Origin of the sequence: Acidovorax lacteus (assembly GCF_039540375.1) — a bacterium.
GTDB lineage: Bacteria > Pseudomonadota > Gammaproteobacteria > Burkholderiales > Burkholderiaceae_C > Acidovorax_G > Acidovorax_G lacteus.
Genome location: NZ_BAABEX010000007.1, coordinates 424,534 through 448,403, shown reverse-complemented (window position 1 = coordinate 448,403; position 23,870 = coordinate 424,534). Strand labels below are relative to the sequence as shown.

Sequence of the window (23,870 nt, the reverse complement as noted above, 5' to 3'; positions counted from 1 at the left end):
CTCACCATGAGCAATCTGCAACTGAGCCTGGCGATCATCGGCGGCCTTGTGCTGGCCCTGATCGTGGCCTACAACACCTGGACCTCGCGCCGCAACGCACCGCGCAAGCCCAGCCCGGTGGAGCCCGCGCGCACCACCGAGCCCCTGCTGCGCACCGAACCGGCCCTGGTGGGCAGCATCGACGTGCCGCTGCCTGGCACGCCGCTCGACGCCATGCCCGCCGCAGCCCCGGTGGAGCCGGGTGCGCCCCATGCGGTGGACCTGCGCGACGCGCTGGAACTGCCCGTGCCCCCGGTGGCCGAGCGGCGCTATCCGCTGGATGCCTTGCTCGACGCACTGGCCAGCCTGCAGGTGGACGGCGTGGTCTCGGGCGATGCGGCCCTGGCTGCGCTGCCGCCCACGCGCCGCGCGGGCAGCAAGCCCTACGCGGTCGAAGGCTTCAACGAATCCACGCGCCAGTGGGAGGCGCCGCAGCCCGGCCAGCGCTACATGGCCTTCCAGGCCGGCGTACAACTGGCCAACCGCATCGGCGCGCTCAACGAGATCGAGTTCTCTGAATTCGTGATGAAGACCCAGGCCTTTGCCGACGCCATCGGCGCGGCGGCCGATTTTCCGGACATGCTGCAGGAAGTGGCCCGCGCCCGCGAGCTCGACCAGTTTGCGGTGGACCACGACGCTCAGCTCGCCTTCATGCTGCGTGCCCGACAAGCGGCCTGGAGCCCTGGCTACGTGCAGCAGCAGGCCGCACGCTGCGGTTTCGTGCCGGGCTCCATTCCGGGCCGGCTGGTCTTGCCTGCGTCGGGCCAGGGCCTGCCGCCGGTGCTTACGCTGTCATACGACACCCAGGCCGCGCTGTCGGACGACCCGGAGCAATCGGCCATCCGCGAGCTGGCCCTGAGCCTGGACGTCCCCCAGGTGCACCGCCACGAGCAGCCCTTTGCCCGCCTGCGCGAGGTGGCGGCCGCACTGTGCGCCGCGATGGACGGCGTGCTGTGCGACCAGAACGGCACGCCGCTGCCCGCCATGGCCATGGACCCGATCGCGACCGACCTGGAGCTGCTGTACGACCAGCTGGACGGCCGGGAACTGTCGGCTGGCTCGCTGCTGGCGCGGCGTTTGTTCAGCTGAAGGGCCTGGTGTGAGCCCACCGCACACGCCCGACCTGTTCGGCGGCGCCGAACCGATGCCGCAGTCCGAACGCCCGGCCGAAGCGGCGCGCGCGCTGCGCGAGCAGCTCCATCGCTGGGCCCACCAGTACTACGTGCTCGATGCGCCCACCGTGCCCGACGCCGAGTACGACCGCGTGTACCGTGCCCTGCAGGCGCTCGAAGCCGAACACCCCGATCTGATCACCCCCGATTCGCCCACGCAGCGGGTGATTGGCGCGGTGCTCGACGGGCTGGCCCCGGTGCGCCATGCGGTGCCCATGCTCAGCATCCACACCGAGACCGACACCGAGGCCAGCGGTGCCATCGCCTTTGACCAGCGTGTGCGGCGCGAGCTGGGCCTGGCCGAGTCCGACCCACCGGTCGAATACGTGGCCGAGCTGAAGTTCGACGGCCTGGCCATGAGCCTGCGCTACGAGCACGGTCGGCTGGTGCAGGCGGCCACGCGTGGAGACGGCGAGGTGGGCGAGGACGTCACGCACAACATCCGCACCATCCGGCAGATTCCGCTGGTGCTGACGACCGTGGCAGGCCAGCCCGTGCCACCGCTGCTGGAGGTGCGCGGCGAGGTCTACATGCGGCGCGACGATTTTGAGGCGCTGAATGAGCGCCAGCGCGAGCACGGTGACAAGACGTTCGTGAATCCGCGCAATGCCGCCGCTGGCGCGGTGCGGCAGCTCGACTCGGGCATTTCCGCGCAGCGGCCGCTGAGCTTTTTTGCCTACGGCCTGGGGGCTGTCACGCCCGCTGCCGAGGGCGGCCCGGCGTTTGCCACGCACCACGAATGGCTGATGGCGCTCAAGGCCTGGGGCTTTCCGGTGGCGCAGCAGTTGCGGCTGGCCACAGGCGCGCAGGCGCTGGTTGCCTTTCACCGCGAGATCGGTGCGGCGCGCGACCAGCTGCCGTTCGACATCGATGGCGTGGTCTACAAAGTCAACCGGCTCGACTTGCAGCGCGACCTGGGCTTCAAGACCCGCGAGCCGCGCTGGGCCGTGGCCCACAAGTATCCGGCGCAAGAGATGGCCACGCGCATCGATGGCATCGACGTGCAGGTGGGCCGCACGGGCAAGCTCACGCCCGTGGCGCGGCTCGCGCCCGTGTTCGTCGGCGGGGTGACGGTGACCAACGCCACACTGCACAACCTGTTCGAGATCCGCCACAAGGGCGTGCGTGTGGGCGACACGGTGATCGTGCGCCGCGCGGGCGACGTGATTCCGGAAGTGGTGGGCGTGATGCCGGGCGCTCGAACGGCGTACGTGCCTAACTTCCGCATGCCGCGCCAGTGCCCGGTGTGCGGCAGCGCTGTGGTGCGCGAGAAGGGTGAGGCCAACCACCGCTGCACCGGCGGGCTGTTCTGCGCGGCCCAGCGCAAGGCCGCGGTGCTGCACTTTGCCTCGCGCCGGGCGATGGACATCGAAGGCCTGGGTGACAAGCTGGTCGAGCAGCTGGTGGACGGCCAGGTGATCCGCACCTTGCCTGATCTGTACCGGCTGGGCCTGACCTCGCTGATTGCGCTGGAGCGCATGGCCGAAAAGTCGGCGCAGAACGTGCTGGCGGCGCTCGACACGTCCCGGCAGACCACGCTGCCGCGCTTTCTGTTTGCGCTGGGCATTCGCCACGTGGGCGAGGCCACGGCCAAAGACCTGGCGCGCCACTTCGGCACGCTCGACGCCATCATGGACGCGCCGCTCGACGCGCTGCTGGGCGTGCCCGACGTGGGGCCGGTGGTGGCGCAGAGCATCCGCACCTTCTTTGACCAGCCCCACAACCGCGAGGTGGTGGAGCAACTGCGCGCCTGCGGCGTGCACTGGCCCGAAGGCCCGGTGGCAGAACGCGCGCCCCAGGTGCTGGCAGGCAAGACGGTGGTGCTCACCGGCACGCTGCCCACGCTCAGCCGCGACGCGGCGCGCGAACTGCTCGAAGCCGCCGGGGCCAAGGTGGCCGGGTCGGTGAGCAAAAAGACCCACTACGTGGTGGCGGGCGAAGAAGCGGGCAGCAAGCTGGCCAAGGCCCAGGAGCTGGGCGTGCCGGTGCTTGATGAAGAGGGCCTGCGAGCCTTGCTGGCTGGGCAGGCGCCTGACGCAGGTTGACGGCTGCAGCGCAGACTGCGCTGAGCCAGCGCTCTTGCCCGGTTTATTCGATGTCGATGCAGTGCAGACCGAACGCGCCCTTGCGCCGGTCGGCAAAGTAGCACTCCAGCGTTTCCTTGACGGTGCGGAACGCCAGTTCGTCCCACGGCACTTCATGCTCGGCAAACAGCCGCGCTTCCAGCGTCTCAAAACCCGGGTTGAACTGCTCGGACAGCAGGGTGGCACGGTAGAACAGGTGCACCTGGCCCACGCGGCGCACGTTCAGCAGTGTGAACAGCGGGCCGATCTCGATCTGCGCACCGGCTTCTTCGTCGGTTTCGCGCGCTGCGCCCTGGGACGTGGTCTCGTCCAGTTCCATGAAGCCGGCCGGCAGCGTCCACTTGCCCCAGCGCGGCTCGATGTTGCGCTTGCACAGCAGGATGCGACCGTCGGGCAGGGCGGGCACCGTGCCCACCACGTTCAACGGGTTCTCGTAGTGCACCGTGTGGCAGCCCGGGCAGACCGCGCGCTGCTTGGTGTCGCCGTCGTCGGGCAGGCGGTACACCACGGCGGTGCCGCAGGCGCGGCAGTGTTTGATCGGGCTGCGAAAGGTCATGAAGGTTCAGGTCAAATCGGCTGCTCGTGCTTATTATTTAAGCACGAGCAGCTATCATTATGATAGCAAATGCGCGCTGCAGCCATGCCTGGCGTGGTCAGACCACTTCGAGCCGGATGGAGCCCAGGCCGTCGATCCCGCCTTCCAGCACATCGCCGCGTACCACCGCGCCCACGCCTTCGGGCGTGCCGGTGAAGATCAGGTCGCCGGGTTGCAGCTCCCAGGCGGCCGACAGGTGCTCGATGGTCTCGGCAATGTTCCAGATCAGCTGGTCCACGGTGCTGCGCTGGCGGTCGGTGCCGTTCACCTGCAGCCAGATCGCGGCCTTTTCCACGGCACCGGCTTCGGCCACCGGAGTGATGGGGCCGATCGGCGCGCTGTGGTCAAAGCCTTTGCCGATACACCACGGGCGGCCCTGCTTCTTCATGTCGTTTTGCAGGTCGCGGCGCGTCATGTCCAGACCCACGGCGTAGCCGAAGATGTGCTCGTGCGCACGCGCCGCCGGGATGTCCCGCCCGCCCTTGCCGATGGCTACCACCAGCTCGATCTCATGGTGCAGGTTGGCCGTGAGGCTGGGGTAGGGCAGGGGCGTGGCACGCCCGGGCTCTGCCACCACCACGGCGTCGGCAGGCTTCATGAAGAAGAACGGCGGCTCGCGGCCGGTGAAGCCCATTTCCTTGGCGTGTTCGGCGTAGTTGCGGCCCACGCAGTAGATGCGGTGAACGGGAAAGCGCTCGGCGCGCCCCAGCACAGGCACGGCGACCACGGGGGCAGGGGGGAAGATGAAGGACATGCAGGTCTCTCAGCAGGTTGGCAACAAGGCGCAGGCTTCCGGCGGTGCCAGAGGCCGTGGCTGGCAGTGTGCCACGGCCACCGCAGACCGGCAGGCAGCAGGGTCGCTGCCGCTACACTCGCCCCCATGGGACAGAGCTTCGACTTCCACAAGGCCCCCGGGCACCTGGTGCGCCGGGCGCATCAGATTGGCGTGGCGTTTTTCATGGAAGAGACCGCCGGTTTCGACGTGACGCCGGTGCAGTTCGCCATCCTGCACGAACTGCTGGACCGCCCGGGCGAAGACCAGGTCACGGTGGCCTCCCGCGTGGCGTTCGATGCGGCCACGTCGGGCTCGGTGATCGGCCGGCTGGAGGCCCGCGGTTGGGTGCGGCGCGAGTCCGACACCCGCGACCGCCGCCGCAAGCTGCTGTGGATCACGCCCGAAGGGGAAAAGGCGGCGCTGCAGATGCGCGATGCCGCCCAGCGGGTGCAAGAGCGGCTGATGGCCCCCCTGTCGCACGAAGAAGGCGAGCAGCTCAAGGCACTGCTGGCCAAGATGGTCTACACCCACAACCCTCCGGCGCCCTGAGGTTGCCACCCCGCCGCAGCCCGCTCCTCGGGCCTGCGAGCCGATCACTTCTGCGGCCCCAGGGGCCCACCCGCCATGCAACTGCACAACTATTTCCGCTCTTCCGCTTCGTTCCGCGTGCGCATTGCGCTGCACCTCAAGGGCCTGCCGTACGACTACGTACCGGTGCATTTGGTCAAAGGTGAGCACCAGGCCCCGGCTTTCGCCAGCCGCATCGGCGACGCCCTGGTGCCGGCACTCGTCACCGACGGGGGCGATGTGCTCACGCAGTCGCTGGCCATCATCGAGTATCTGGAAGACACCCACCCCACGCCCGCATTGCTGCCGGCCGACCCGCTGGCACGCGCCCGGGTGCGGGCGCTGGCCCAGATGGTGGCCTGCGAAATCCATCCGCTGAACAACCTGCGCGTGCTCAAGTACTTGGTGCGCGAACTGGGCGCGAGCGAAGACGCCAAGACGGCGTGGTATCGGCACTGGGTGCGCCATGGCCTCGAAGCCTTTGAGCGCCAGCTGGCACTGAACGAACACGTACGGGCCGCTCAGGGGCTGCCGGCGTCGGATTACTGCTGGGGCGACACTCCAACGCTGGCCGACTGCTGCCTGGTGCCGCAGATCTTCAACGCGCAGCGCTTTGCCGTGCCGCTGGAGGGCCTCGCCCGCGTCCAGGCGGCCTTTGACCACGCGATGGCGCACCCGGCCTTCGAGGCTGCCCAGCCCTCCGCTTGCCCGGACTGCGACGCGTGAGCACCACCGCTCCGCACGGCTGGATCGTGCCCGACTGGCCGGCGCCAGCGGGCGTGCAGGCGCTGTGCACCACGCGCCAGGGCGGCTTCAGCAGCGCGCCTTACGATACGCTCAACCTCGGCTCCCACGTGGGCGATGCTGCGGGCGACGTGCTGCGCAATCGCGCGCGGCTGCAGTCCCATCTGGCGTCGCTGACGCCAGGGGCGCGTTTGTTCATCCACAGCCAGGTGCACGGCACCACCACGCTGGCGCTCACCGCGCAGTCCGATCCTGCGGTGGTGCAAGAGGCCGATGCGTTCTGTACCGCGGTGCCCGGCGCTGTCTGCGCGGTGCTGGTGGCCGACTGCCTGCCCGTGCTGTTGGCCCATCGCAGTGGCCGGGCCGTGGCTGCGGCCCATGCGGGTTGGCGCGGGCTGGCCGGGCAGGGTGGCTTCGGAGTGCTGGAGTCCGCCCTGCACGCACTGGCCCAGACGCTGCAGCAGCCGCTGGAGGTGGTTGCGCCCGAGACCCTGGCCTGGCTCGGGCCCTGCATCGGGCCCACCGCCTTCGAGGTGGGCGATGAAGTGGCCGAGGCCTTCTGTCGCCACGACCAGGCCAGCGCCGCCTGCTTTGCCGCCGGAGCTGCGCCGGGCAAACACTGGGCCGATCTGGCAGGGCTGGCGCGGCGGCGGCTGGACCGCCTGGGCGTGGTGGCTGTTTATGGCAACGACAGCAGCGGCAGCTGGTGCACGGTGGGCAACCCGCTACGGTTCTTTTCGCACCGGCGCGATACCGGGCGGCTCGGCGGCAGCGGGCGCTTCGCTGCCTGCATCTGGCGCGGTTGACGCGGCCGCTGCGCCGCGCAGCGCAGCCTGCTCTGCATCGTAGGCCGCCTGCTCGGCCGCTTCGCGGGCGCGCAACGCCCGCTTGCGCGCCGGAGTGCCCAGGATATAGACCACGATGCCCATGGGCAGCAGTCCGTACAACAGGAACGTGATGATGGCGCCGAGCACGGTCCCATTGCTGTTGGTGGCTTCGGCCACCGCCATCATGAGCACCACATACAGCCACGCGATGACGACTAGATACATGGCTGCAATTGTCGGTGCTCCGCGTTGTCGGCGCACCGCGGCAATGGTTGCCACTGCACGGCGCGTGGGCAACAATGCGAGCAAGCCCTGTGCGATGACCCGTATCACCGAGGAAGCAGCATGAATCCTGAAGCACCGTGGGCCCAAGGCGCCCAGCAGTTCCAGCAGATGTTCAGCCAAGGCTGGACCAAGGCGTTGCAATCCTTCCAGCAAATGGAGACTGGAGGCGCTCCAGGTGCCGTACAGTTCGCACCCGAAAAACTGCAGGCCATTCAAACCCAATACCTGCAGGACGCTGCTGCGCTCTGGACCCAAGGCCTGCAAGGACAGCTCAAGATCGACGACCGCCGGTTCAGTGGCGAGGGCTGGGCTTCGAACCCGGTGGCCGCGTTTTCCGCAGCGGCCTACCTGCTCAATGCGCGCACGATGATGGCGTTGGCCGACGCGGTGCAGGCGGACGAGAAAACCCGCGCCCGCATCCGCTTCGGAGTGGAGCAGTGGATGGCCGCCATGGCGCCCAGCAACTTCCTGGCCTTCAACGCCGACGCCCAGAAGAAGGCGGTCGAAACGCAGGGGGAGAGCATTGCCAAGGGCATCCAGAACTTGCTGCACGACATGCGGCAAGGCCATGTGTCGATGACCGACGAGAGCCTGTTCGAGGTCGGCCGCAATGTGGCCACCACCGAGGGGGCGGTGGTGTTCGAGAACGAGCTGTTCCAGTTGCTCGAATACAAGCCGCTCACGGCGAAGGTGTACGAGCGGCCGTTTCTGCTGGTGCCACCCTGCATCAACAAGTTCTACATCCTCGACCTCCAGCCCGACAACTCGCTGATCCGCTACGCCGTCAGCCAGGGCCACCGCACCTTTGTGGTGAGCTGGCGCAACCCGGACGAGTCGCTGTCGCACAAGACCTGGGACGACTACGTGCAGGACGGCGTGATGCAGGCCATGGCGGTGGTGCAGAAGATCTCGGGGGCCGAGCAGATCAACACCCTGGGTTTCTGCGTGGGTGGCACGCTGCTGAGCAACGCTCTGGCCGTACAGGCTGCGCGGGGCGAGTCGCCGGCGGCCAGCGCGACCTTCCTGACCACGCTCATGGACTTCAGCGACACCGGCGTGCTCGATGTCTTCATCGACGAGTCCTTCGTGCGTTTTCGTGAAATGCAGATGGGGCAGGGCGGTCTCATGCGCGGGCAGGATCTGGCCTCCACGTTCAGCTTTCTGCGGCCCAATGACCTGGTCTGGAACTACGTCGTGGGCAATTACCTCAAGGGCGAAACGCCGCCGCCGTTTGACCTGCTGTACTGGAACAGCGACAGCACCAATCTGCCGGGACCGTTCTATGCGTGGTACCTGCGCAATTTCTATCTCGAAAATCGCCTGGTGCAGCCTGGCGGCGTGACCGTGTGCGGCGAAAAGCTGGACCTGCGCAAGCTCACACTGCCGGCGTACGTGTATGGCTCCCGCGAGGACCATATCGTGCCCATCACCGCGGCGTATGCCAGCACGCAGCTGCTGGGTGGCCCCAAGCGCTTTGTGATGGGGGCGTCGGGCCATATTGCCGGCGTGATCAACCCACCCGAGAAGAAAAAGCGCAGCCACTGGCTCCGTACCGACGGCAAGCTGCCCCCCAACATTGACGACTGGCTGACGGGGGCCACCGAGCACGCTGGCAGCTGGTGGCCCGATTGGGCTGCGTGGCTGCAGTCGCATGCAGGCCGGCAGGTGCCTGCTCCCAAGACCTACGGCAAGGCTCCGAGCTTCAAGGCCATCGAGCCGGCCCCTGGCCGCTACGTCAAGCAAAAGGCTTGATGCCGATCGGCCGACGTCTGCTGAAGTATCGTCGGCCAGCATCCCTGATTCAGTTCGTTCCGGGCTTCGTGCCGACCCTTTGGTCATGGCGGGCCCTCTTGTTGTGTGAAGGAAGATCCCATGGAAGACATCGTCATCGTTTCCGCTGTCCGCACTGCCGTCGGCAAGTTCGGCGGCTCGCTCGCCAAGACCCCGGCCACCGAATTGGGCAGTATCGTGATCCGTGAGGCCATCGCGCGTGCAGGCGTGCAGGCCGACCAGGTCGGCGAGGTCATCATGGGCCAGGTGCTGGCCGCCGGCTGCGGCCAGAATCCGGCACGCCAGGCCATGATGAAGGCCGGTGTTGCCAAGGAAACGCCCGCCCTGACCATCAACGCCGTGTGCGGCTCGGGCCTGAAGGCCGTGATGCTGGCCGCCCAGGCTGTGGCCACCGGAGACAGCGATATCGTGGTGGCTGGCGGGCAGGAGAACATGAGCCTGGCGCCTCACGTGCTCAATGGTTCGCGCGAGGGCCAGCGCATGGGCGACTGGAAGATGGTGGACACGATGATTGTGGATGGCCTGTGGGACGTCTATCACCAGTACCACATGGGCATCACCGCCGAAAACGTGGCGAAGCAGTACGGCATTACCCGCGAGATGCAGGACGCTTTGGCACTGGCCAGCCAGCAAAAGGCCGCTGCCGCTCAGGACGCAGGTCGTTTTGCTGACGAGATCGTGGGCGTGAGCCTGCCGCAGAAGAAGGGCGACCCCATCTTGTTCAACGCCGACGAATACCTGAACCGCAAGACCAACGCCGAAGCCCTGGCAGGCCTGCGCCCGGCATTTGACAAGGCCGGTTCGGTCACCGCTGGCAATGCATCGGGCATCAACGATGGTGCTGCCGCGGTGGTGGTAATGTCGGCCAAGCGGGCGGCGGCGCTGGGCCTCAAGCCGCTCGCACGCATCGCAGCGTTTGGAACGAGCGGCCTTGACCCCGCCACCATGGGCATGGGACCGGTGCCCGCGTCCCGCAAGGCGCTGCAGCGCGCTGGCTGGAACGCTGCCGATGTGGACCTGTTCGAACTGAATGAGGCCTTTGCTGCCCAGGCCTGTGCCGTGAACCAGGAATTGGGCATCGACCCGACCAAGGTCAACGTTAACGGCGGGGCGATTGCCATCGGCCATCCGATCGGGGCGTCTGGCTGTCGCGTGCTGGTTACCCTGCTGCACGAAATGCAGCGCCGCAATGCACGCAAGGGACTTGCTGCGCTGTGCATCGGCGGCGGCATGGGAGTTTCGCTCGCGGTAGAGCGCTGACCTGTCAGGGCATTAGAACGCGGTGGTTCGCCATGCCCACTGGCACAGCTGCGTTTCCAGAATGCTTTTACGGTAGCGAGGCCCGTGCGCCTTGTTGCAGGCCTTTCTAAGGGTGGCTGGGCGCGCCATGCAGTGCGCTCTCCCTCGCCCGTTAGAGCCAATCATGTGCGCGCAGATTGCCCACGCAGCCGCGCTCGGTAGCTATCTGCCGTGCTTCTGCGGTGGGCGCTTGCCCGACATGGGGACCGCTGACGGAAGCTGCAGATTGGACTAGCATGGAAACGCCCATGAGCTCCTCCAACATCCCCCCCGCTTTTGTCCCACTGGGTTGCCAGGCCTGCCGCGACCAACGGCTGCTGCCGTTCGAGTTCTCGATGGCGTTCCAGCCCATCATGGATCTGCGCCAGAACCGGCCGTTTGCCTACGAAGCGCTGGTGCGTGGGCCGCAGGGCGAGCCTGCGGCCACCGTGCTGTCACAGGTGGACGATGAGAACCGATACCGCTTCGACCAGGCATGTCGGGTCAAGGCCATCGAGCTGGCATCGCGCCTGGGCTTGGCGGACCTGCCGGACTGTCGACTGAGCATCAATTTTCTGCCGAACGCCGTGTATCGGGCCGAGACCTGCATACGGGCCACCATGGAGGCCACACACACCTTCGCGTTTCCGCACAACCGGATCATGTTCGAGGTGACGGAAGGCGAGCAACTGACCAATGGCGCGCACCTGCGGTCGATTTTTGACGAGTACCGCCGGCAAGGGCTGATGACGGCCATCGACGACTTTGGTGCTGGCTACGCGGGGTTGACCATGTTGGCCCAGTTCCAGCCGCATGTGCTCAAGATCGACATGGAACTGATTCGCAACGTACACGAAGACCCTGTACGGCAGGCCATCGTGGCCGGCATCGCGCTCGTATGCCAGCGCCTCAACATCGACCTGGTGGCAGAGGGCGTGGAAACCCATGCGGAATCAAGCTACCTTAGCCAGTTGGGCATCTACCTCCAGCAAGGCTACCTTTTCGCCCGCCCGGGTTGGGAATCGCTCCCCTTGGCCACCATGCACTCCTGAGCAGAATCGTGAGGCCGATGGGCCATTCCGTTGTGGGAAGCGCCAAAACAGGCACCGTCAGTGTTTTCCTCCACGAAACTGGCATATTTCTTGGGTAGAGTGGATCTTGGCAGTTCCACCAACAAGGAGAAATGAGATGAGCCAGAAAGTAGCGTATGTGACTGGGGGTATGGGCGGTATTGGCACTGCCATTTGCCAGCGTCTGCACCGGGAGGGATTCAAGGTGATTGCCGGCTGCGGCCCCACCCGCGACCATGCCAAGTGGCTGGCTGAGCAGAAGGCCCTGGGATTTACCTTCTACGCGTCGGTGGGCAACGTGGGCGATTGGGATTCCACTGTTGAGGCCTTCGGCAAGGCCAAGGCGGAGCACGGCAGCATCGACGTGCTGGTTAACAACGCCGGTATCACCCGTGATCGTATGTTCATCAAGATGACCCGCGAAGACTGGGATGCGGTCATTGAAACCAACCTCAACAGCATGTTCAACGTCACCAAGCAGGTGGTGGGCGACATGGTCGAAAAGGGGTGGGGCCGGATCATCAACATCTCCAGCGTGAACGGCGAAAAGGGCCAAGCGGGTCAGACCAATTACTCGGCAGCCAAGGCCGGTATGCACGGCTTCACGATGGCGTTGGCCCAGGAGTTGGCCAACAAAGGGGTAACGGTGAACACGGTGAGCCCGGGTTACATCGGCACTGACATGGTGCGTGCGATTCGCCCGGACGTGCTGGAGAAGATTGTGGCCACCGTGCCCGTCAAGCGCCTCGGCGAACCGAGCGAGATTGCCTCCATCATCGCTTGGCTGGCCTCGGATGAAAGCGGCTATTCCACCGGCGCTGACTTCTCGGTCAACGGCGGCCTGCACATGGGTTGATGCCTTGGCGCCCAGCAAAAACCCCGCCTCGGCGGGGTTTTTTGATGGAGTCTGCAGAGTAGGCAGACGTCAGAGCATAGAAGGTAGAAGGACGGGTAGTGCACCCCGTACACCGGAATCAGCAGCGAACCGGAGCGCGCTTACGGTCACGTTCGTCTTCAGGCCAGAGCGACAGGATGGAGGTGGTGTTCATGGTTTTGCTCCTCAGATGAGACTCCAACGCACCAGCCTGGGGCCGCGTTGACAACCATGCACCAAAATTTTTGAGAGCGATTTGGTGTCCGGGATGTCAGCCGTTCCAACACGGATCAAAGCGACTGCAACTGCTCGGACAGTTCGAGCCAGCGCTCTTCCAACTGTTCCACCTCGTCCGTCACGGCCTTGAGGCGCCGGCCGACCTCTGCAATATCAGACGGTGCAAGCCCTTCCATCAAGCGGTTTTCCAAGCCTGTTCGCTCGGAAGAGAGGGCCGACAGCCGGTCTTCCACCTTCGCGATTTCCTTTTTGAGCGGTCGCTGCCGCTGAGACAGTTCTTGGCGGGCTGCCGCTTCGACGCGCCTCTGCTCGCGAGGATCGCGAGCCGGCGGCGTTCCAGGAGCGGTATCGGCTGGAGCGTGGGAGGTGGAGGCCGTCCGGGCGGCCTCGCGCATCCGCCGTGCTTCTTCCAGCAGATAGCTTTGGTATTCGTCCAGATCGCCATCGAAGGGCCCGACCACGCCCCGACCGACCAGCCAGAATTCATCGCAGACCGAGCGCAGCAACGCACGGTCGTGGCTGACCAGCAACACCGTGCCCTCGAACTCGTTGAGTGCGACGGCAAGCGCTTCTCGCGTGTTCAGGTCCAAGTGGTTCGTTGGTTCGTCCAGCAGCAGCAGGTTGGGGCGTTGCCAGACGATCATGGCCAGGACCAAGCGGGCCTTTTCACCGCCGCTCATGGTGCCCACGGCCTGCTGCACCATGTCACCGGTGAACTGGAACGTCCCGAGGAAGTTGCGCAGGTCCTGCTCGCGGGCTGGCATGGCATGCCCCGCACCCGTGTCCCGGGCCAGTCGGATCATGTGGACCAGCGGTGAGTCGTCTGGGCGGAGCACATCCAGTTCCTGTTGTGCAAAGTATCCGATCGACAACCCCTTGCCTTCGGTCACCGTACCCGAAAGCGCCGAAAGTGTTCCCGCGATGGTTTTGACGAGCGTGGATTTGCCCTGTCCGTTGGCGCCCAAGATGCCGATGCGTTGACCTGCCAGCACGGAGCGGCTAACGCCGTGAAGGATGGGTAGTGGCTGGTCGTCGGCATTGCGGTAGCCCAAGGTGGCGTCCGTGATCGTGAGCATCGGATTGGGCAGGTTCAACGGTTCGCGGAACTCGAACGTGAATTCGGCTGCTGCCAGCACCGGTGCGATGCGCTCCATACGTTCCAGTGCCTTGACGCGGCTTTGCGCCTGGCGTGCTTTGGTGGCTTTGGCCTTGAAGCGGTCGATGAACTTCTGCAGGTGGGCGATCTTGTCCTGCTGTCGCTCGTAGCTGGCTTGCTGAAGTTCGAGTTGTTGCGCCCGCAGCTCCTCGAACCGGCTGTAGTTGCCGCCGTAACGCGTGAGCTGTGCGTTTTCGATCTGCAGCGTGACCTGTGTGACGCTGTCCAGGAACTCGCGGTCGTGGCTGATCACCAGCAAGGTACCTTCGTAGCGCTTGAGCCACGATTCGAGCCACACCAGCGCATCAAGGTCCAGGTGATTGGTCGGCTCGTCCAGCAGCAGCAGGTCGCTTGGGCACATCAGCGCCCGGGCCAGCTGAAGCCGCATGCGCCAACCACCCGAGAAACTGTTGACCGGGCGCTCCAGTTCCTGCGGCTTGAAGCCCAGGCCCAGCAGCAGGGCCTGCGCACGCGGTGCCGCATCGTGGGCTCCGGCATCGGCAAGATCGGCGTGCGCCTGTGCCATTTGGAGGCCATCGCCGGTGGCCTCGGCCTGAGCAAGCCGAATCTGCGCTTCACCCAGTCGCGTGTCGCCTTCCAGAACGAAAGCAGTCGCCGATTCCTCGGTTTCCGGCATGTGCTGCGACACCTGGGCCATACGCCAGTGCGGCGGAATGCTGAATTCGCCGCTGTCTTCGTGCAAGCTGCCATTGAGCAACGCAAACAGCGAAGACTTGCCCGCGCCATTGCGGCCTACCAGACCGACATGCTCGCCCGGGTTGATGACGGCACTGACGCCGTCGAGCAGGACCTTGCTGTGCCGCCGCAAGGTCACGTTCTTGAGAAGGATCATTCCGTAGCGAAGAAACGGGTCAGGGCCAGCGCCGTGATCAGCACGACTTGGTCGCTGCCAGCGCTGGTGTCCATCCAGAACGCCGGCAATCCGGGAAAGGCGGCCTCGAAATGCTCACGCTCGTGGCCGATCTCCAGCAGCAGCACGCCTGCGGGCGACAACGTCCGCGCCGCATCACGCAGCAGGGGCCGCACGAAATCCATGCCGTCGCTTCCTCCAGCAAGCGCGATTGACGGTTCAGCCCGGTACTCTTCGGGCAGTACAGCCATGCTGGCGCTGTTCACATAGGGCGGATTGCAGAGGATCAGATCCCACGGACCAGGCACTGCCGCCATGCCATCCGACTGCACCAAGGCAATGCGGTGGTGCAAACCGTGTCGCTCAACGTTGATCTGGGCCACGGCCAGTGCATCGGGCGAGATGTCGGCGCCTGTCACCTGCACATCAGGCCATGCCATGGCAGCCAGCACAGCGAGACTGCCATTGCCTGTGCACAAGTCCAGCACCGCCGTGGTGGCAGGGTCGAGCCACTCGTCGATACTTCCGTCCACCAGCAGCTCCGCGATCAGGCTCCGGGGCACGATGGCACGCTCATCCACATAAAACGGTACGCCTTGAAGCCAAGCCTCTCGCGTGAGGTAGGCTACCGGCTTGCGTGTGGCGATGCGCTCGTCCAGCAGTGCGTTCACCGCCAGCCGCTGCTCGGGCGTGACTGCGCGCAGGCCCTCGCCGTCGGTTCCGAGATCGGTATCCAATGGCAGCCCCAGCCGCCAGAGCACGAGCCAGGCAGCTTCGTCGTGTGCATTGGTCGTTCCATGGCCGAACGACACTCCGGCCGCCTCCAGCCGCTTCGCGGCCATCTCCACCAGCGCGGCAAGGTTCAGTGCCGCATCCTGTGTGTGCGAAGGGTTCATGAGCCCACCCGGGGCTGTTCGTCTCTGGCCAGAGCGTCGAGTCGTTCTACAACACGTCGATAGATGGCGGTCAGCGGCTCAATATCCGCCAGGGCAATGTGTTCGTCCACCTTGTGGATGCTGGCATTGGGTGGTCCGAGTTCCACCACCTGCGGACACGCCTGGGCAATGAACCGGCCATCGCTTGTGCCACCCGTGGTTGAAAGCTCCGTCTCAAGGCCCGTCTCGTCGTAGATGGCCTGTGTCACGGCGTCCACCAGGGTGCCCGGGCGTGTCAGGAACGGCAGACCGCCCAGCGTCCACTGCAGGGTGTACTGCAGTCCGTGGCGGTCTAGGATCTCATGCACACGCGCCTGCAATCCATCGGCGGTGGATTCGGTGCTGAATCGGAAGTTGAAGTCCACCACCATGTCGCCCGGGATCACATTGGTTGCTCCGGTACCCGCATGGATGTTGCTGATCTGCCAACTGGTGGGCGGGAAGAAGGCGTTGCCCGCATCCCAGGTGGTGGCGGCCAACTCTGCCAGTGCCGGTAGGGCCTGGTGGATGGGATTGCGCGCCAGTTGCGGATAGGCGATGTGGCCCTGAATGCCCTGCACGGTCAGGCGGCCGCTGAGCGTGCCGCGCCGTCCGTTCTTGATCATGTCGCCCGTGCGCTGCACCGACGTCGGCTCGCCCACGATGCAATAGTCCAGTCGCTGCCCGCGGGCGCGAAGCTGCTCGACCACCACACGCGTACCGTCCACCGACGGGCCTTCTTCATCGCTGGTGAGAAGCAGGGCCAGACCCAGTGCCGGGTCAGGACGCTCGGCAAGAAACTGCTCCAGTGCGACCACGAACGCCGCAATCGAGGTCTTCATGTCGCTCGCGCCGCGCCCATAGAGCTTGCCGTCGCGGTGCGTGGGCACGAACGGGTCACTGGTCCAGCGCTCGCGTGGGCCCGTGGGCACGACATCGGTGTGGCCTGCAAATACGAGCACCGGTGCCTGCGGCGATGGCAGGCGTGTGGCCCACAGGTTGCTGACGCGGAAGTTCTCCGGGCCACTGTCAAGGCGCTCGCAGGCAAAGCCCAGGGCCGTTAGGCGGGTTGTGAGCAGATCAAGGCAGCCGGCGTCGTCCGGCGTGACCGAGGGCAGGCCGATCAGTTGTTCGGCCAGAAGCAGGGTAGGGGACATCAGGAAACGAGGGTGAACCAGCTCTGTCAAGGTCAGCCCGCAGGCTTGACGTCGAGCACGATCTCGGTGAAAGACGGTTGGTCGTCTGGTGCCTCGGCGGCTTCCTTCTGCGCACGGGCCGCGTTGGCCGCCAGCGAGAAATCGTTTTGCAGCCGCCACATCAGGTTGGTGGGCGAATCGGCGAAGGCCAAGCCTTCCTTGCGGTCGATCTTGCCGTCCACGATGAGTTTGGCCAGCGCCTCTTCGAACGTCTGTGAGCCTTCGGCCATGGACTTTTCCATGGCTTCGCGCACGCCCGAGAAGTCGCCCTTCTCGATCAGGTCGGCGACCAACTTGGTGTTGAGCATGATCTCCACCGCAGGCACACGGCCCCCGGTGGTGGTGCGCACCAGGCGCTGCGAAACCACGGCCTTGAGCGCCGACGCCAGATCGCCCAGCATGGTCGGGCGCACCTCGACAGGGTAGAAGCTCAGAATGCGGTTCAGCGCATGGTAGCTGTTGTTGCCGTGCAGGGTGGCTAGGCACAGGTGACCCGACTGGGCATAGGCAATCGCGGCCGACATGGTTTCCCGGTCGCGGATTTCGCCGATCAGGATGACGTCAGGAGCCTGACGCAGTGCGTTCTTCAGCGCCGTTTGCAAGGATTGCGTATCAGCGCCAACCTCCCGCTGGTTGATGATCGACTTCTTGTTGCGAAACTGATACTCGACCGGGTCCTCAATCGTGAGGATGTGCCCGGTCAATGTTTCATTGCGGCTGTCGATCATGGACGCCAGGGTGGTGCTCTTGCCCGAGCCTGTCGCCCCGACCACCAGGATCAGCCCGCGCTTTTCCATGATGAGTTCGGACAGCACCGGCGGCAGACCCAGAGAACTGAACTCAGGCACCTGGTGCGAGATGTAGCGCACCACCACGGCGTAGCTGCCGCGCTGGCGCATGCCGCTCACACGGAACCGCCCCACGCCCGACAAGGGCACGCCCATGTTCAGCTCACCCGTTTCCTCCAGTTCTTCCATCCGGTCTGGCGGCACGATCTCCGCCAAGAGATTGCGGGGAGCCTCGGGCGGGAGAATCTGGCTGTTGATGGGGATGCACTCGCCGTTGATCTTGATGAGAGCCGGCGCGTTGGCCGACAGATAAACGTCCGAAGCCTTCTTCTCGGCCATCAGGCGCAGGATGCGTTCCATCGTGCTCATGGGCTCTCCCTCGTGGCAGTGGCGGGGTGTGTCGGAGACAGGCTCAGTCGCGCAGCAGGTCGTTCAGGCTGGTCTTGGCACGCGTCTGTGCATCGACACGCTTGACGATGATGGCAGCATAAAGGCTGTACTTTCCACCGTCCTTGGGCAGGCTGCCGCTGATCACCACCGAGCCGGCTGGTACGCGGCCGTAGCTGACTTCGCCCGTGGCACGGTCATAAATGGGCGTGCTCTGGCCGATGTACACGCCCATCGAGATCACGGAGTTTTCTTCGACGATCACGCCCTCGACGACTTCAGAGCGCGCGCCGATGAAACAGTTGTCTTCGATGATGGTCGGGTTGGCCTGCAGAGGCTCCAGCACCCCGCCCAAGCCCACGCCACCCGAGAGATGGACGTTCTTGCCCACCTGGGCGCAGCTGCCCACGGTGGCCCATGTGTCCACCATCGTGCCTTCGTCCACATAAGCACCAATATTCACATAGCTGGGCATCAGGATGGCGCCCTTGGCAATGTAGCTGCCGCGGCGCGCCACCGCAGGGGGCACCACGCGCACGCCGGTGGCCTTCATTTCCTCGGGCGAGAGGTGGGCGAACTTGGTCGGCACCTTGTCGAAAAAGCCCAGGTCACCGGCTTTCATGATCTCGTTGTCCTTGAGGCGGAAGGACAGCAGCACCGCCTTCTTGATCCACTGGTGCACCGTCCACTGGCCCACGCCCTCGCGCGTGGCCACACGCAGGCGGCCCGTGTTGAGCTCAGCGATCACATGGTCCACGGCCTCGACCACCTCCTTGGGCGCCGACGAAGGCGAAAAGCTGGCGCGGTTGTCCCATGCGTTGTCGATGAGGGTCTGCAGTTGTTGGGTCATGGCTGGACGTAGAAAAAGGAAAGAAAAACGGGGAGCAGCGGCGGTGGCCAGAGGGGCTTCAGGCGCTGTGGTGGCGTACAAACTGCTGGATGCGACGGGCGGCTTCTTCGCATTCGGCGGTGTCGGCCACCAGCGCCATGCGCACTCTGCCCGCACCGGGGTTGTGTCCGTCGGACGCGCGTGCAAGGTAGCTGCCGGGCAGCACCGTGACATTGTATTGAGCGTAGAGAGCGCGCGCGAAGGCGGCATCGTCCAGGCCCATGGATGCAGGAACCTCGGCCCAGAGGTAGAAACCAGCGTCTGGCAGCGCCACCTTCATCACACTCGCAACGAGGGGGGTGACGATGGCGAACTTCTCACGGTAGAGGCGTCGGTTTTCCTCTACATGGGATTCATCGCCCCAGGCCGCAATGCTGGCAGCCTGCACCACGGGGCCCATGGCGCTACCGTGGTAGGTGCGGTAGAGCAAGAACGCCTTGAGCAGCGCCGCGTCTCCGGCGACGAAGCCGCTGCGCAGCCCGGGAACGTTGGAGCGCTTGGACAGGCTGGTGAACGCCACCAGGCCTTTGAAGTCTGTACGACCAAGTGCCACAGCCGCTTGGAGGCTGCCGAGCGGGGCTTCATCGCGGAAGTAGATTTCGCTGTAGCACTCATCCGACGCAATGGCGAAGCCGTAGCGGTCGCTGAGTTCAAACAGCTTGCGCCACTCTTCAAGCGGCATGACGGCCCCCGTGGGGTTGCCCGGCGAACACACGAACAGAAGCTGCGTGCGCGCCCAAACGGCCTCGGGCACCTGTTCCCAGTCCACGGCAAAGTTGCGCGCCGGATCGCTGGGCGCGTAGTACGGCTGGCCCCCCGCGAGGAAGGCCGCGCCTTCGTAGATTTGATAGAACGGGTTGGGGCAGACCACCGTCGGTTCGGGGCGGGTGGGATCGAGCACGGTTTGTGCAAACGCAAACAGCGCCTCGCGCGAGCCGTTCACCGGCAGCACTTGCGAAGCGGCATCGACTACCACGCCGTAGCGGCGCGCGAGCCATCCGGCAAAAGCCTCGCGAAGCCTCGGTTCACCGGCAGTGGCAGGGTAACTCGCAAGGCCCCCCATGTTCTGGCGCAGCGCATCCTGAATGAAGGCTGGCGTGGGGTGACGGGGCTCTCCCATGCCCAGGCTGATGGGGCTGTAGTTCGCGGCAGGTGTGACGCCTGCGAACAATTGCTTGAGTCGTTCAAATGGGTACGGTTGGAGGCGCGACAACAGCGGATTCATGGGGCAGCATTATGGAGGAGCGCTGTGCAGAGGCCCGTGCCGCCGCGCACCCCGGTCAGCGGCTGAGGACAAACCCTCGGACAGGCCAGGGCAGGCTGTTTTGTCAATTGCGCGTAAGAGGGGCTTCCTAGCATGGCAGCGGCTCTGCAAGAGCGCGCAGGGTTGCGGGACGGCGCCAGGACCGTACGCCAGAAGAACACAAGGAGACAGCATGAACCCGACCACACCATGGAATCCTGGCCCCATGCTGATGCGACGACTCGCGTTGCCCTACAAGCTGTTGAGTTGCGCTGGCGGCAGCCTGCTCGCCATCGGGGCCGCCTGGTGGCCGCTGGCGTGGCCGTGGGTGCTGGTGCTGGTGGTGCTTACACTGTATCTGCTGTGGTCGGTGCAGGCCACGGTTTCCGCCGATCTGCGCACAGTCGCCCAGGCCATGCAGCGGGCCACGCAGGGCGACCTGAGCGTGCGCGCGCAACTGCAGGCGCAGGATGAGGTCGGGCAACTCGGGGCGCTGCTCGACGGCATGACACTGACCCTGTCGTCCCTGGTGGCCGACATCCGCAGCAATGCGGCCCTGGTGGCGTATGCGGGCGGTGTGCTTGCCAGCGGCAGCCGTTCGCTGTCGGATCGCACCGAACAGCAGGCTGCCAACCTGGAGCAGACCGCGGCCAGTGTGGAAGAGCTGTCCTCCACCGTGCAGAACGCGGCGCATACGGCCGCCGAGGCAGATCAGCAAGCCTCGCAGGTGCGTTCAGCGGCCGATGCCGGCGCCCAGGCCATGGCCCGCGCGGTCGATTCGGTTCAGGGCATTCAGCAGGACGCACGCCGCATGACCGAGATCATCGGCGTGATCGACTCGATTGCGTTCCAGACCAACATCCTGGCGCTGAACGCGGCCGTGGAGGCCGCCCGCGCTGGCGAGCAGGGCCGCGGGTTCGCCGTGGTGGCTTCTGAGGTGCGCACGCTGGCCCAGCGCTCTGGCGATGCCGCCCGTGAGATCCGTCAGTTGATCCAGGCGACCGTGGGGCAGGTGGAGAGCAGCGCGGGCCAGATCCGCTCGGCGGGCGACGGCATCGCCGCGATGGCGCACGGCATCCGCAGCATGGCGGCCAGCATGTCCGAGATTTCGCGTTCCAGCAGCGAGCAGAGCTCCGGGCTGCGGGAGATCACCACAGCCGTGCAGCAGCTCGACCAGATCACGCAGCAGAACGCCCAGATGGTGGGCGAGGCGGTGGAGCAGGCCGTAGCGCTGGAGCACCGGGCAGCCAATCTGTCGCGTGCGGTGGCGGCATTCCGCCTGCAGCAGGGCACTGCCGACGAGGCCGTGGCGCTGGTGGAGCGGGCGGTGCAACTGTCTCGCACCGCTGGGCGCGAGCAGTTCTTGCGCAGCATCACCGACAAAAGCCAGCCCTTCCACGACCGCGACATGTACGTGTTCGTGCTCGACCAAGCCGGCACCTACCGGGCTTTTGGCGGCAACGCCGCCAAAGTGGGCACGCGGGTGCAAGACATTCCGGGCATTGCAGGCGATCGGCTGGTACGCGACATCGTGGCGCAAGGAGACCGTGGCCCCGGCTGGGTGGAATACGACATCACCAACCCGGCCACCCGGGCGGTGCAGACCAAGATGTCGTTTGTGCAGCGTGTGGGCGAAGACCTGTACGTCGGCTGCGGCGTCTACAAATCGCTCGCAGCGCGTTGAGCGTTCAGCCCTGGGCGGAGCCTGCCTCGGGGCCTTGCGCTGGCCGTGCGCGGGCTTGGCGTTCACGTGCGCGCTGCAGCGCCGCGGCAATCGCCGCCTGCCGCGCCGCTGCCGCGTCTTGAGGGGGGGCGGAGGGGGCCGTAGGCGGCGCCAATGCAGCGTCGCGTAGGTGCTGGTCCTGGCCCAGTCGAACGCGCCGTTGCTGGTAGCGTTTTCGGGCCGATTCGGCCTGCACGGGCGACCAGGCGGCCCACCCGGTGGCACTGCCGCTCACCGGCTCCAGACCAATGCAATCGACCGGGCACACAGGAATGCACAGCTCGCACCCAGTGCAGTGGGGCTCGATGACGGTGTGCATCTGTTTGTGCGTGCCCACGATGGCGTCGGTCGGGCACACCTCCAGGCACTTGGTGCAGCCGATGCACCATTGCTCGTCGATGACCGCCACCGTCAGCGGGCCTTCGATGCCATGCTCGGCCGACAGGGGGCGCACAGCCTGCCCCGTGATGTGTGCCAGCCGCTCGATCCCTTCCACCCCGCCCGGCGGGCACTGGTTGATGGCTGCCTCTCCCGCGGCAATGGCTTCGGCGTAGCGCAGGCAGTCGGGGTAGCCGCAGCGCTGGCACTGCGTCTGCGGGAGGGCCGCGTCGATGCGTGCGACCAGCGCCCGGTGCACGGGTGTGGTCGACGGTGAGGCGGCAGACTGCGCCACGGCCGCAGGGCCGTGGGCCCCGGGCGTGGCGGGGCCGGTCATGCCGGGCGGCGGCTGCGCGCAGCGCGCTTGGCTGGGGCTGGGGCTGCTGCTGCCGGCGCCTCGGGCGCTGCCTCGGGCGTCACCCAGCGGGTGGCCACAGCAGGTGCGGTGGCGTCGGGGGCGGGCGCTGCCACGGCGGCGGGCTTGGACGCGGCCGGGCGCCGAGCCGCAGGCTTGGTGCGTGGGGCGGCGGCTGGCACAGCCAGTACATCGTCGTCGGGCGTGACGTCGTCCAGCTCAGAGCCCGCGCGGTGCGGCTTCTCGTGCTCCAGAATGAAGGCGCGCACCTGCGGGTACACCACCTCACGCCAGCGACGACCGCTGAAGATGCCGTAGTGGCCGGCACCCTTGGCCTCCAGGTGGCGCTGCTCCTTGCGCACGATGCCGCTGCACAGGTCGTGGGCCGCCTCGGTCTGGCCCGAGCCGGAAATGTCGTCCAGCTCCCCTTCAACAGTGAACAGCGCCGTGGTCTTGATGTCCTGCGGGCGCACGCGCTCCAGCGTGCCCTCGGGCGAGCGCACGTCCCAGGTGCCGTTGACCAGCTTGAAGTCCTGGAACACCGTCTGGATGGTCTCCAGGTAGTAGTCGGCGTCCATGTCGAGAACGGCGTTGTACTCGTCGTAGAACTTGCGGTGTGCCTCGGCGCTGGCGTCGTCGCCCTTGATCAGGTTCTTGAAGTAGTCGTAGTGGCTGCTGGCGTGGCGGTCGGGGTTCATCGCCACGAAGCCGGTGTACTGCAGAAAGCCTGGGTACACCCGGCGGCCAGCGCCCGGGAAGTTTTCGGGCACGCGGTAGATCACGTTGTTCTCGAACCACTCGAAGCTGCGGTTCATGGCCAGGTTGTTCACGGCCGTGGGCGATTTGCGCGCGTCGATCGGGCCGCCCATCATGGTCATGCTCAGGGGCGTGGTCTCGCCGCGGCTGGCCATGAGCGACACGGCTGCCAGCACCGGCACTGTGGGCTGGCACACGCTGACCACATGGCAGTTGCCGTAGACGCCCTGCAGGTGGCGGATGAACTCCTGCACATAGTTCACATAGTCGTCGAGGTGGAACTCCCCCTCCGACAGCGGCACGAGGCGGGCGTTCTTCCAGTCGGTGATATAGACCTTGTGGCCTTGCAGCATGGTGCGCACGGTGTCGCGCAGCAGCGTGGCGTAGTGGCCGGACAGCGGGGCCACGATCAGCACCACGGGCTGTGCCTTGAGCTTGGTCAGCGTGGCCGGGTCGTCCGAAAAGCGCTTGAAGCGGCGCAGCTCACAAAACGGCTTGTCGATTTCGATGCGCTCGTGTACGGCCACGGGTACGCCGTCCACCGGCACGCTGGTGATGCCAAAGGCAGGCTTTTCGTAGTCTTTGCCCAGGCGGTAGAGCAGGTCGTAGCCGGCGGCCATGCGCTGGGCCATCGGAAACTGGCTGAACGGCGACAGCGGGTTGCTGTAGAGCTTGGCCGCTGCCTGGGCAAAGTCGGCAAAGGGCTCCATCAAGGAGCGCTGCGTTTCGTAAATCTGGTACAGCATGGGGCAAGACTCCGCTTTTGTTGCAGTGCAATATAGCAGCAGATGCCCGCACGCGCATGGAGGAATTCCACCAATCGCGAGTCGCGTCTGCGACAGCCGGTGCCACTCGCGCGGGCGGCGGCATCTCTGT

21 protein-coding genes are annotated in these 23,870 nt (G+C 65.9%); 10 read left to right on the top strand and 11 right to left on the bottom strand.

Annotated features, from left to right (window positions below; genetic code table 11):
• Nucleotides 1–6 precede the first annotated feature (6 nt).
• Both ABD866_RS05460 and ligA read left to right on the top strand, forming a co-directional pair.
• The gene (locus ABD866_RS05460) at nucleotides 7–1,128 is read left to right on the top strand and encodes a cell division protein FtsZ (protein ID WP_345061946.1); all 1,122 of its coding nucleotides are present in this window, start codon (nucleotides 7–9) and stop codon (nucleotides 1,126–1,128) included.
• Between the two features lie 55 nt (nucleotides 1,129–1,183).
• Complete coding sequence (gene ligA / locus ABD866_RS05455) at nucleotides 1,184–3,256, top strand: NAD-dependent DNA ligase LigA (protein ID WP_345062492.1); 2,073 nt, start codon at nucleotides 1,184–1,186, stop codon at nucleotides 3,254–3,256.
• Between the two features lie 43 nt (nucleotides 3,257–3,299).
• Here ligA and ABD866_RS05450 read toward each other — a convergent pair whose 3' ends face one another.
• Both ABD866_RS05450 and ABD866_RS05445 read right to left on the bottom strand, forming a co-directional pair.
• Nucleotides 3,300–3,851: an NUDIX hydrolase gene (locus ABD866_RS05450; RefSeq protein ID WP_345061944.1), complete on the bottom strand. Its 552-nt coding sequence runs from the start codon at nucleotides 3,849–3,851 to the stop codon at nucleotides 3,300–3,302.
• Nucleotides 3,852–3,948: 97 nt separating this feature from the next.
• Nucleotides 3,949–4,644 (bottom strand): fumarylacetoacetate hydrolase family protein, encoded by a 696-nt coding sequence (locus ABD866_RS05445; protein WP_345061942.1) that lies wholly within the window; start codon nucleotides 4,642–4,644, stop codon nucleotides 3,949–3,951.
• A gap of 126 nt (nucleotides 4,645–4,770) precedes the next feature.
• Between ABD866_RS05445 and ABD866_RS05440 the strand changes: the two genes are divergently transcribed.
• The 3 genes from ABD866_RS05440 (at nucleotide 4,771) to pgeF (ending at nucleotide 6,782) form a co-directional block, all read left to right on the top strand.
• Nucleotides 4,771–5,214 (top strand): MarR family winged helix-turn-helix transcriptional regulator, encoded by a 444-nt coding sequence (locus ABD866_RS05440; RefSeq protein WP_345061940.1) that lies wholly within the window; start codon nucleotides 4,771–4,773, stop codon nucleotides 5,212–5,214.
• Nucleotides 5,215–5,289: 75 nt separating this feature from the next.
• Nucleotides 5,290–5,958 carry a maleylacetoacetate isomerase gene (maiA, locus tag ABD866_RS05435; protein ID WP_345061938.1) on the top strand — a complete coding sequence of 223 codons (669 nt, stop codon included), beginning with the start codon at nucleotides 5,290–5,292 and terminating at the stop codon, nucleotides 5,956–5,958.
• A complete protein-coding gene (pgeF, locus tag ABD866_RS05430) occupies nucleotides 5,946–6,782 on the top strand; it encodes a peptidoglycan editing factor PgeF (protein ID WP_425549551.1) in 837 nt (278 codons plus the stop codon). The genes maiA and pgeF overlap by 13 nt, the downstream gene beginning before the upstream one ends.
• On the opposite strand, the gene ABD866_RS05425 is transcribed toward pgeF, so the two are convergent.
• Nucleotides 6,702–7,028, bottom strand: a complete 327-nt coding sequence (locus ABD866_RS05425) for a hypothetical protein (RefSeq protein ID WP_345061933.1) — start codon at nucleotides 7,026–7,028, stop codon at nucleotides 6,702–6,704. The genes pgeF and ABD866_RS05425 overlap by 81 nt on opposite strands.
• 120 nt (nucleotides 7,029–7,148) lie before the next feature.
• On the opposite strand from ABD866_RS05425, the gene ABD866_RS05420 reads away from it, so the two are divergent.
• The 4 genes from ABD866_RS05420 to phbB all read left to right on the top strand — a co-directional run bounded on the left by ABD866_RS05420 (nucleotide 7,149) and on the right by phbB (nucleotide 12,083).
• Nucleotides 7,149–8,840, top strand: coding sequence for a PHA/PHB synthase family protein (locus ABD866_RS05420; protein ID WP_345061931.1), 1,692 nt, complete (start codon nucleotides 7,149–7,151; stop codon nucleotides 8,838–8,840).
• Nucleotides 8,841–8,960: 120 nt separating this feature from the next.
• The gene (locus ABD866_RS05415; RefSeq protein WP_345061928.1) at nucleotides 8,961–10,139 is read left to right on the top strand and encodes an acetyl-CoA C-acetyltransferase; all 1,179 of its coding nucleotides are present in this window, start codon (nucleotides 8,961–8,963) and stop codon (nucleotides 10,137–10,139) included.
• 287 nt (nucleotides 10,140–10,426) lie between these two features.
• Nucleotides 10,427–11,209 (top strand): EAL domain-containing protein, encoded by a 783-nt coding sequence (locus ABD866_RS05410; protein ID WP_345061926.1) that lies wholly within the window; start codon nucleotides 10,427–10,429, stop codon nucleotides 11,207–11,209.
• A gap of 136 nt (nucleotides 11,210–11,345) precedes the next feature.
• Nucleotides 11,346–12,083 carry an acetoacetyl-CoA reductase gene (gene phbB, locus ABD866_RS05405; RefSeq protein ID WP_345061924.1) on the top strand — a complete coding sequence of 246 codons (738 nt, stop codon included), beginning with the start codon at nucleotides 11,346–11,348 and terminating at the stop codon, nucleotides 12,081–12,083.
• A gap of 308 nt (nucleotides 12,084–12,391) precedes the next feature.
• Here the strand turns inward: phbB and ABD866_RS05400 are convergent, their stop codons facing one another.
• The 6 genes from ABD866_RS05400 to dapC are packed head-to-tail and all read right to left on the bottom strand — an operon-like array spanning nucleotide 12,392 to nucleotide 19,764.
• Nucleotides 12,392–14,347 (bottom strand): ABC-F family ATP-binding cassette domain-containing protein, encoded by a 1,956-nt coding sequence (locus tag ABD866_RS05400; RefSeq protein WP_345061922.1) that lies wholly within the window; start codon nucleotides 14,345–14,347, stop codon nucleotides 12,392–12,394.
• Nucleotides 14,344–15,261 (bottom strand): 50S ribosomal protein L3 N(5)-glutamine methyltransferase, encoded by a 918-nt coding sequence (prmB, locus tag ABD866_RS05395; RefSeq protein WP_345061920.1) that lies wholly within the window; start codon nucleotides 15,259–15,261, stop codon nucleotides 14,344–14,346. Before prmB ends, ABD866_RS05400 begins: the two co-directional genes overlap by 4 nt.
• A complete protein-coding gene (gene dapE, locus ABD866_RS05390) occupies nucleotides 15,258–16,436 on the bottom strand; it encodes a succinyl-diaminopimelate desuccinylase (RefSeq protein WP_345061918.1) in 1,179 nt (392 codons plus the stop codon). The genes prmB and dapE overlap by 4 nt, the downstream gene beginning before the upstream one ends.
• 32 nt (nucleotides 16,437–16,468) lie before the next feature.
• Nucleotides 16,469–17,632 (bottom strand): PilT/PilU family type 4a pilus ATPase, encoded by a 1,164-nt coding sequence (locus tag ABD866_RS05385; protein ID WP_345061914.1) that lies wholly within the window; start codon nucleotides 17,630–17,632, stop codon nucleotides 16,469–16,471.
• A gap of 43 nt (nucleotides 17,633–17,675) precedes the next feature.
• A complete protein-coding gene (gene dapD / locus ABD866_RS05380) occupies nucleotides 17,676–18,500 on the bottom strand; it encodes a 2,3,4,5-tetrahydropyridine-2,6-dicarboxylate N-succinyltransferase (RefSeq protein ID WP_345061912.1) in 825 nt (274 codons plus the stop codon).
• Between the two features lie 58 nt (nucleotides 18,501–18,558).
• On the bottom strand, nucleotides 18,559–19,764 hold the full coding sequence (dapC, locus tag ABD866_RS05375) for a succinyldiaminopimelate transaminase (RefSeq protein ID WP_345061910.1): 1,206 nt from the start codon (nucleotides 19,762–19,764) through the stop codon (nucleotides 18,559–18,561).
• 211 nt (nucleotides 19,765–19,975) lie between these two features.
• On the opposite strand from dapC, the gene ABD866_RS05370 reads away from it, so the two are divergent.
• Nucleotides 19,976–21,466, top strand: coding sequence for a methyl-accepting chemotaxis protein (locus ABD866_RS05370; protein WP_345061908.1), 1,491 nt, complete (start codon nucleotides 19,976–19,978; stop codon nucleotides 21,464–21,466).
• A gap of 4 nt (nucleotides 21,467–21,470) precedes the next feature.
• Here the strand turns inward: ABD866_RS05370 and ABD866_RS05365 are convergent, their stop codons facing one another.
• On the bottom strand, nucleotides 21,471–22,220 hold the full coding sequence (locus ABD866_RS05365) for an RnfABCDGE type electron transport complex subunit B (protein WP_345061906.1): 750 nt from the start codon (nucleotides 22,218–22,220) through the stop codon (nucleotides 21,471–21,473).
• The gene (locus ABD866_RS05360; protein WP_345061904.1) at nucleotides 22,217–23,740 is read right to left on the bottom strand and encodes a polyhydroxyalkanoate depolymerase; all 1,524 of its coding nucleotides are present in this window, start codon (nucleotides 23,738–23,740) and stop codon (nucleotides 22,217–22,219) included. Before ABD866_RS05360 ends, ABD866_RS05365 begins: the two co-directional genes overlap by 4 nt.
• Nucleotides 23,741–23,870: the final 130 nt, after the last annotated feature.

Excerpts from the sequence above, each read along its gene's own strand:
- dapE (WP_345061918.1), bottom strand. The coding sequence starts at position 16,436 with ATGTCCCCTACCCTGCTTCTGGCCGAACAACTGATCGGCCTGCCCTCG.
- ABD866_RS05360 (WP_345061904.1), bottom strand. The coding sequence starts at position 23,740 with ATGCTGTACCAGATTTACGAAACGCAGCGCTCCTTGATGGAGCCCTTT.
- ABD866_RS05425 (WP_345061933.1), bottom strand. The coding sequence starts at position 7,028 with ATGTATCTAGTCGTCATCGCGTGGCTGTATGTGGTGCTCATGATGGCG.
- phbB (WP_345061924.1), top strand. The coding sequence starts at position 11,346 with ATGAGCCAGAAAGTAGCGTATGTGACTGGGGGTATGGGCGGTATTGGC.
- ABD866_RS05410 (WP_345061926.1), top strand. The coding sequence starts at position 10,427 with ATGAGCTCCTCCAACATCCCCCCCGCTTTTGTCCCACTGGGTTGCCAG.
- ABD866_RS05450 (WP_345061944.1), bottom strand. The coding sequence starts at position 3,851 with ATGACCTTTCGCAGCCCGATCAAACACTGCCGCGCCTGCGGCACCGCC.
- dapD (WP_345061912.1), bottom strand. The coding sequence starts at position 18,500 with ATGACCCAACAACTGCAGACCCTCATCGACAACGCATGGGACAACCGC.
- ABD866_RS05370 (WP_345061908.1), top strand. The coding sequence starts at position 19,976 with ATGAACCCGACCACACCATGGAATCCTGGCCCCATGCTGATGCGACGA.
- ABD866_RS05365 (WP_345061906.1), bottom strand. The coding sequence starts at position 22,220 with ATGACCGGCCCCGCCACGCCCGGGGCCCACGGCCCTGCGGCCGTGGCG.
- ABD866_RS05440 (WP_345061940.1), top strand. The coding sequence starts at position 4,771 with ATGGGACAGAGCTTCGACTTCCACAAGGCCCCCGGGCACCTGGTGCGC.
- maiA (WP_345061938.1), top strand. The coding sequence starts at position 5,290 with ATGCAACTGCACAACTATTTCCGCTCTTCCGCTTCGTTCCGCGTGCGC.
- ABD866_RS05400 (WP_345061922.1), bottom strand. The coding sequence starts at position 14,347 with ATGATCCTTCTCAAGAACGTGACCTTGCGGCGGCACAGCAAGGTCCTG.
- prmB (WP_345061920.1), bottom strand. The coding sequence starts at position 15,261 with ATGAACCCTTCGCACACACAGGATGCGGCACTGAACCTTGCCGCGCTG.
- ABD866_RS05445 (WP_345061942.1), bottom strand. The coding sequence starts at position 4,644 with ATGTCCTTCATCTTCCCCCCTGCCCCCGTGGTCGCCGTGCCTGTGCTG.
- ABD866_RS05415 (WP_345061928.1), top strand. The coding sequence starts at position 8,961 with ATGGAAGACATCGTCATCGTTTCCGCTGTCCGCACTGCCGTCGGCAAG.
- ABD866_RS05420 (WP_345061931.1), top strand. The coding sequence starts at position 7,149 with ATGAATCCTGAAGCACCGTGGGCCCAAGGCGCCCAGCAGTTCCAGCAG.
- ABD866_RS05385 (WP_345061914.1), bottom strand. The coding sequence starts at position 17,632 with ATGAGCACGATGGAACGCATCCTGCGCCTGATGGCCGAGAAGAAGGCT.
- dapC (WP_345061910.1), bottom strand. The coding sequence starts at position 19,764 with ATGAATCCGCTGTTGTCGCGCCTCCAACCGTACCCATTTGAACGACTC.
- ligA (WP_345062492.1), top strand. The coding sequence starts at position 1,184 with ATGCCGCAGTCCGAACGCCCGGCCGAAGCGGCGCGCGCGCTGCGCGAG.
- ABD866_RS05460 (WP_345061946.1), top strand. The coding sequence starts at position 7 with ATGAGCAATCTGCAACTGAGCCTGGCGATCATCGGCGGCCTTGTGCTG.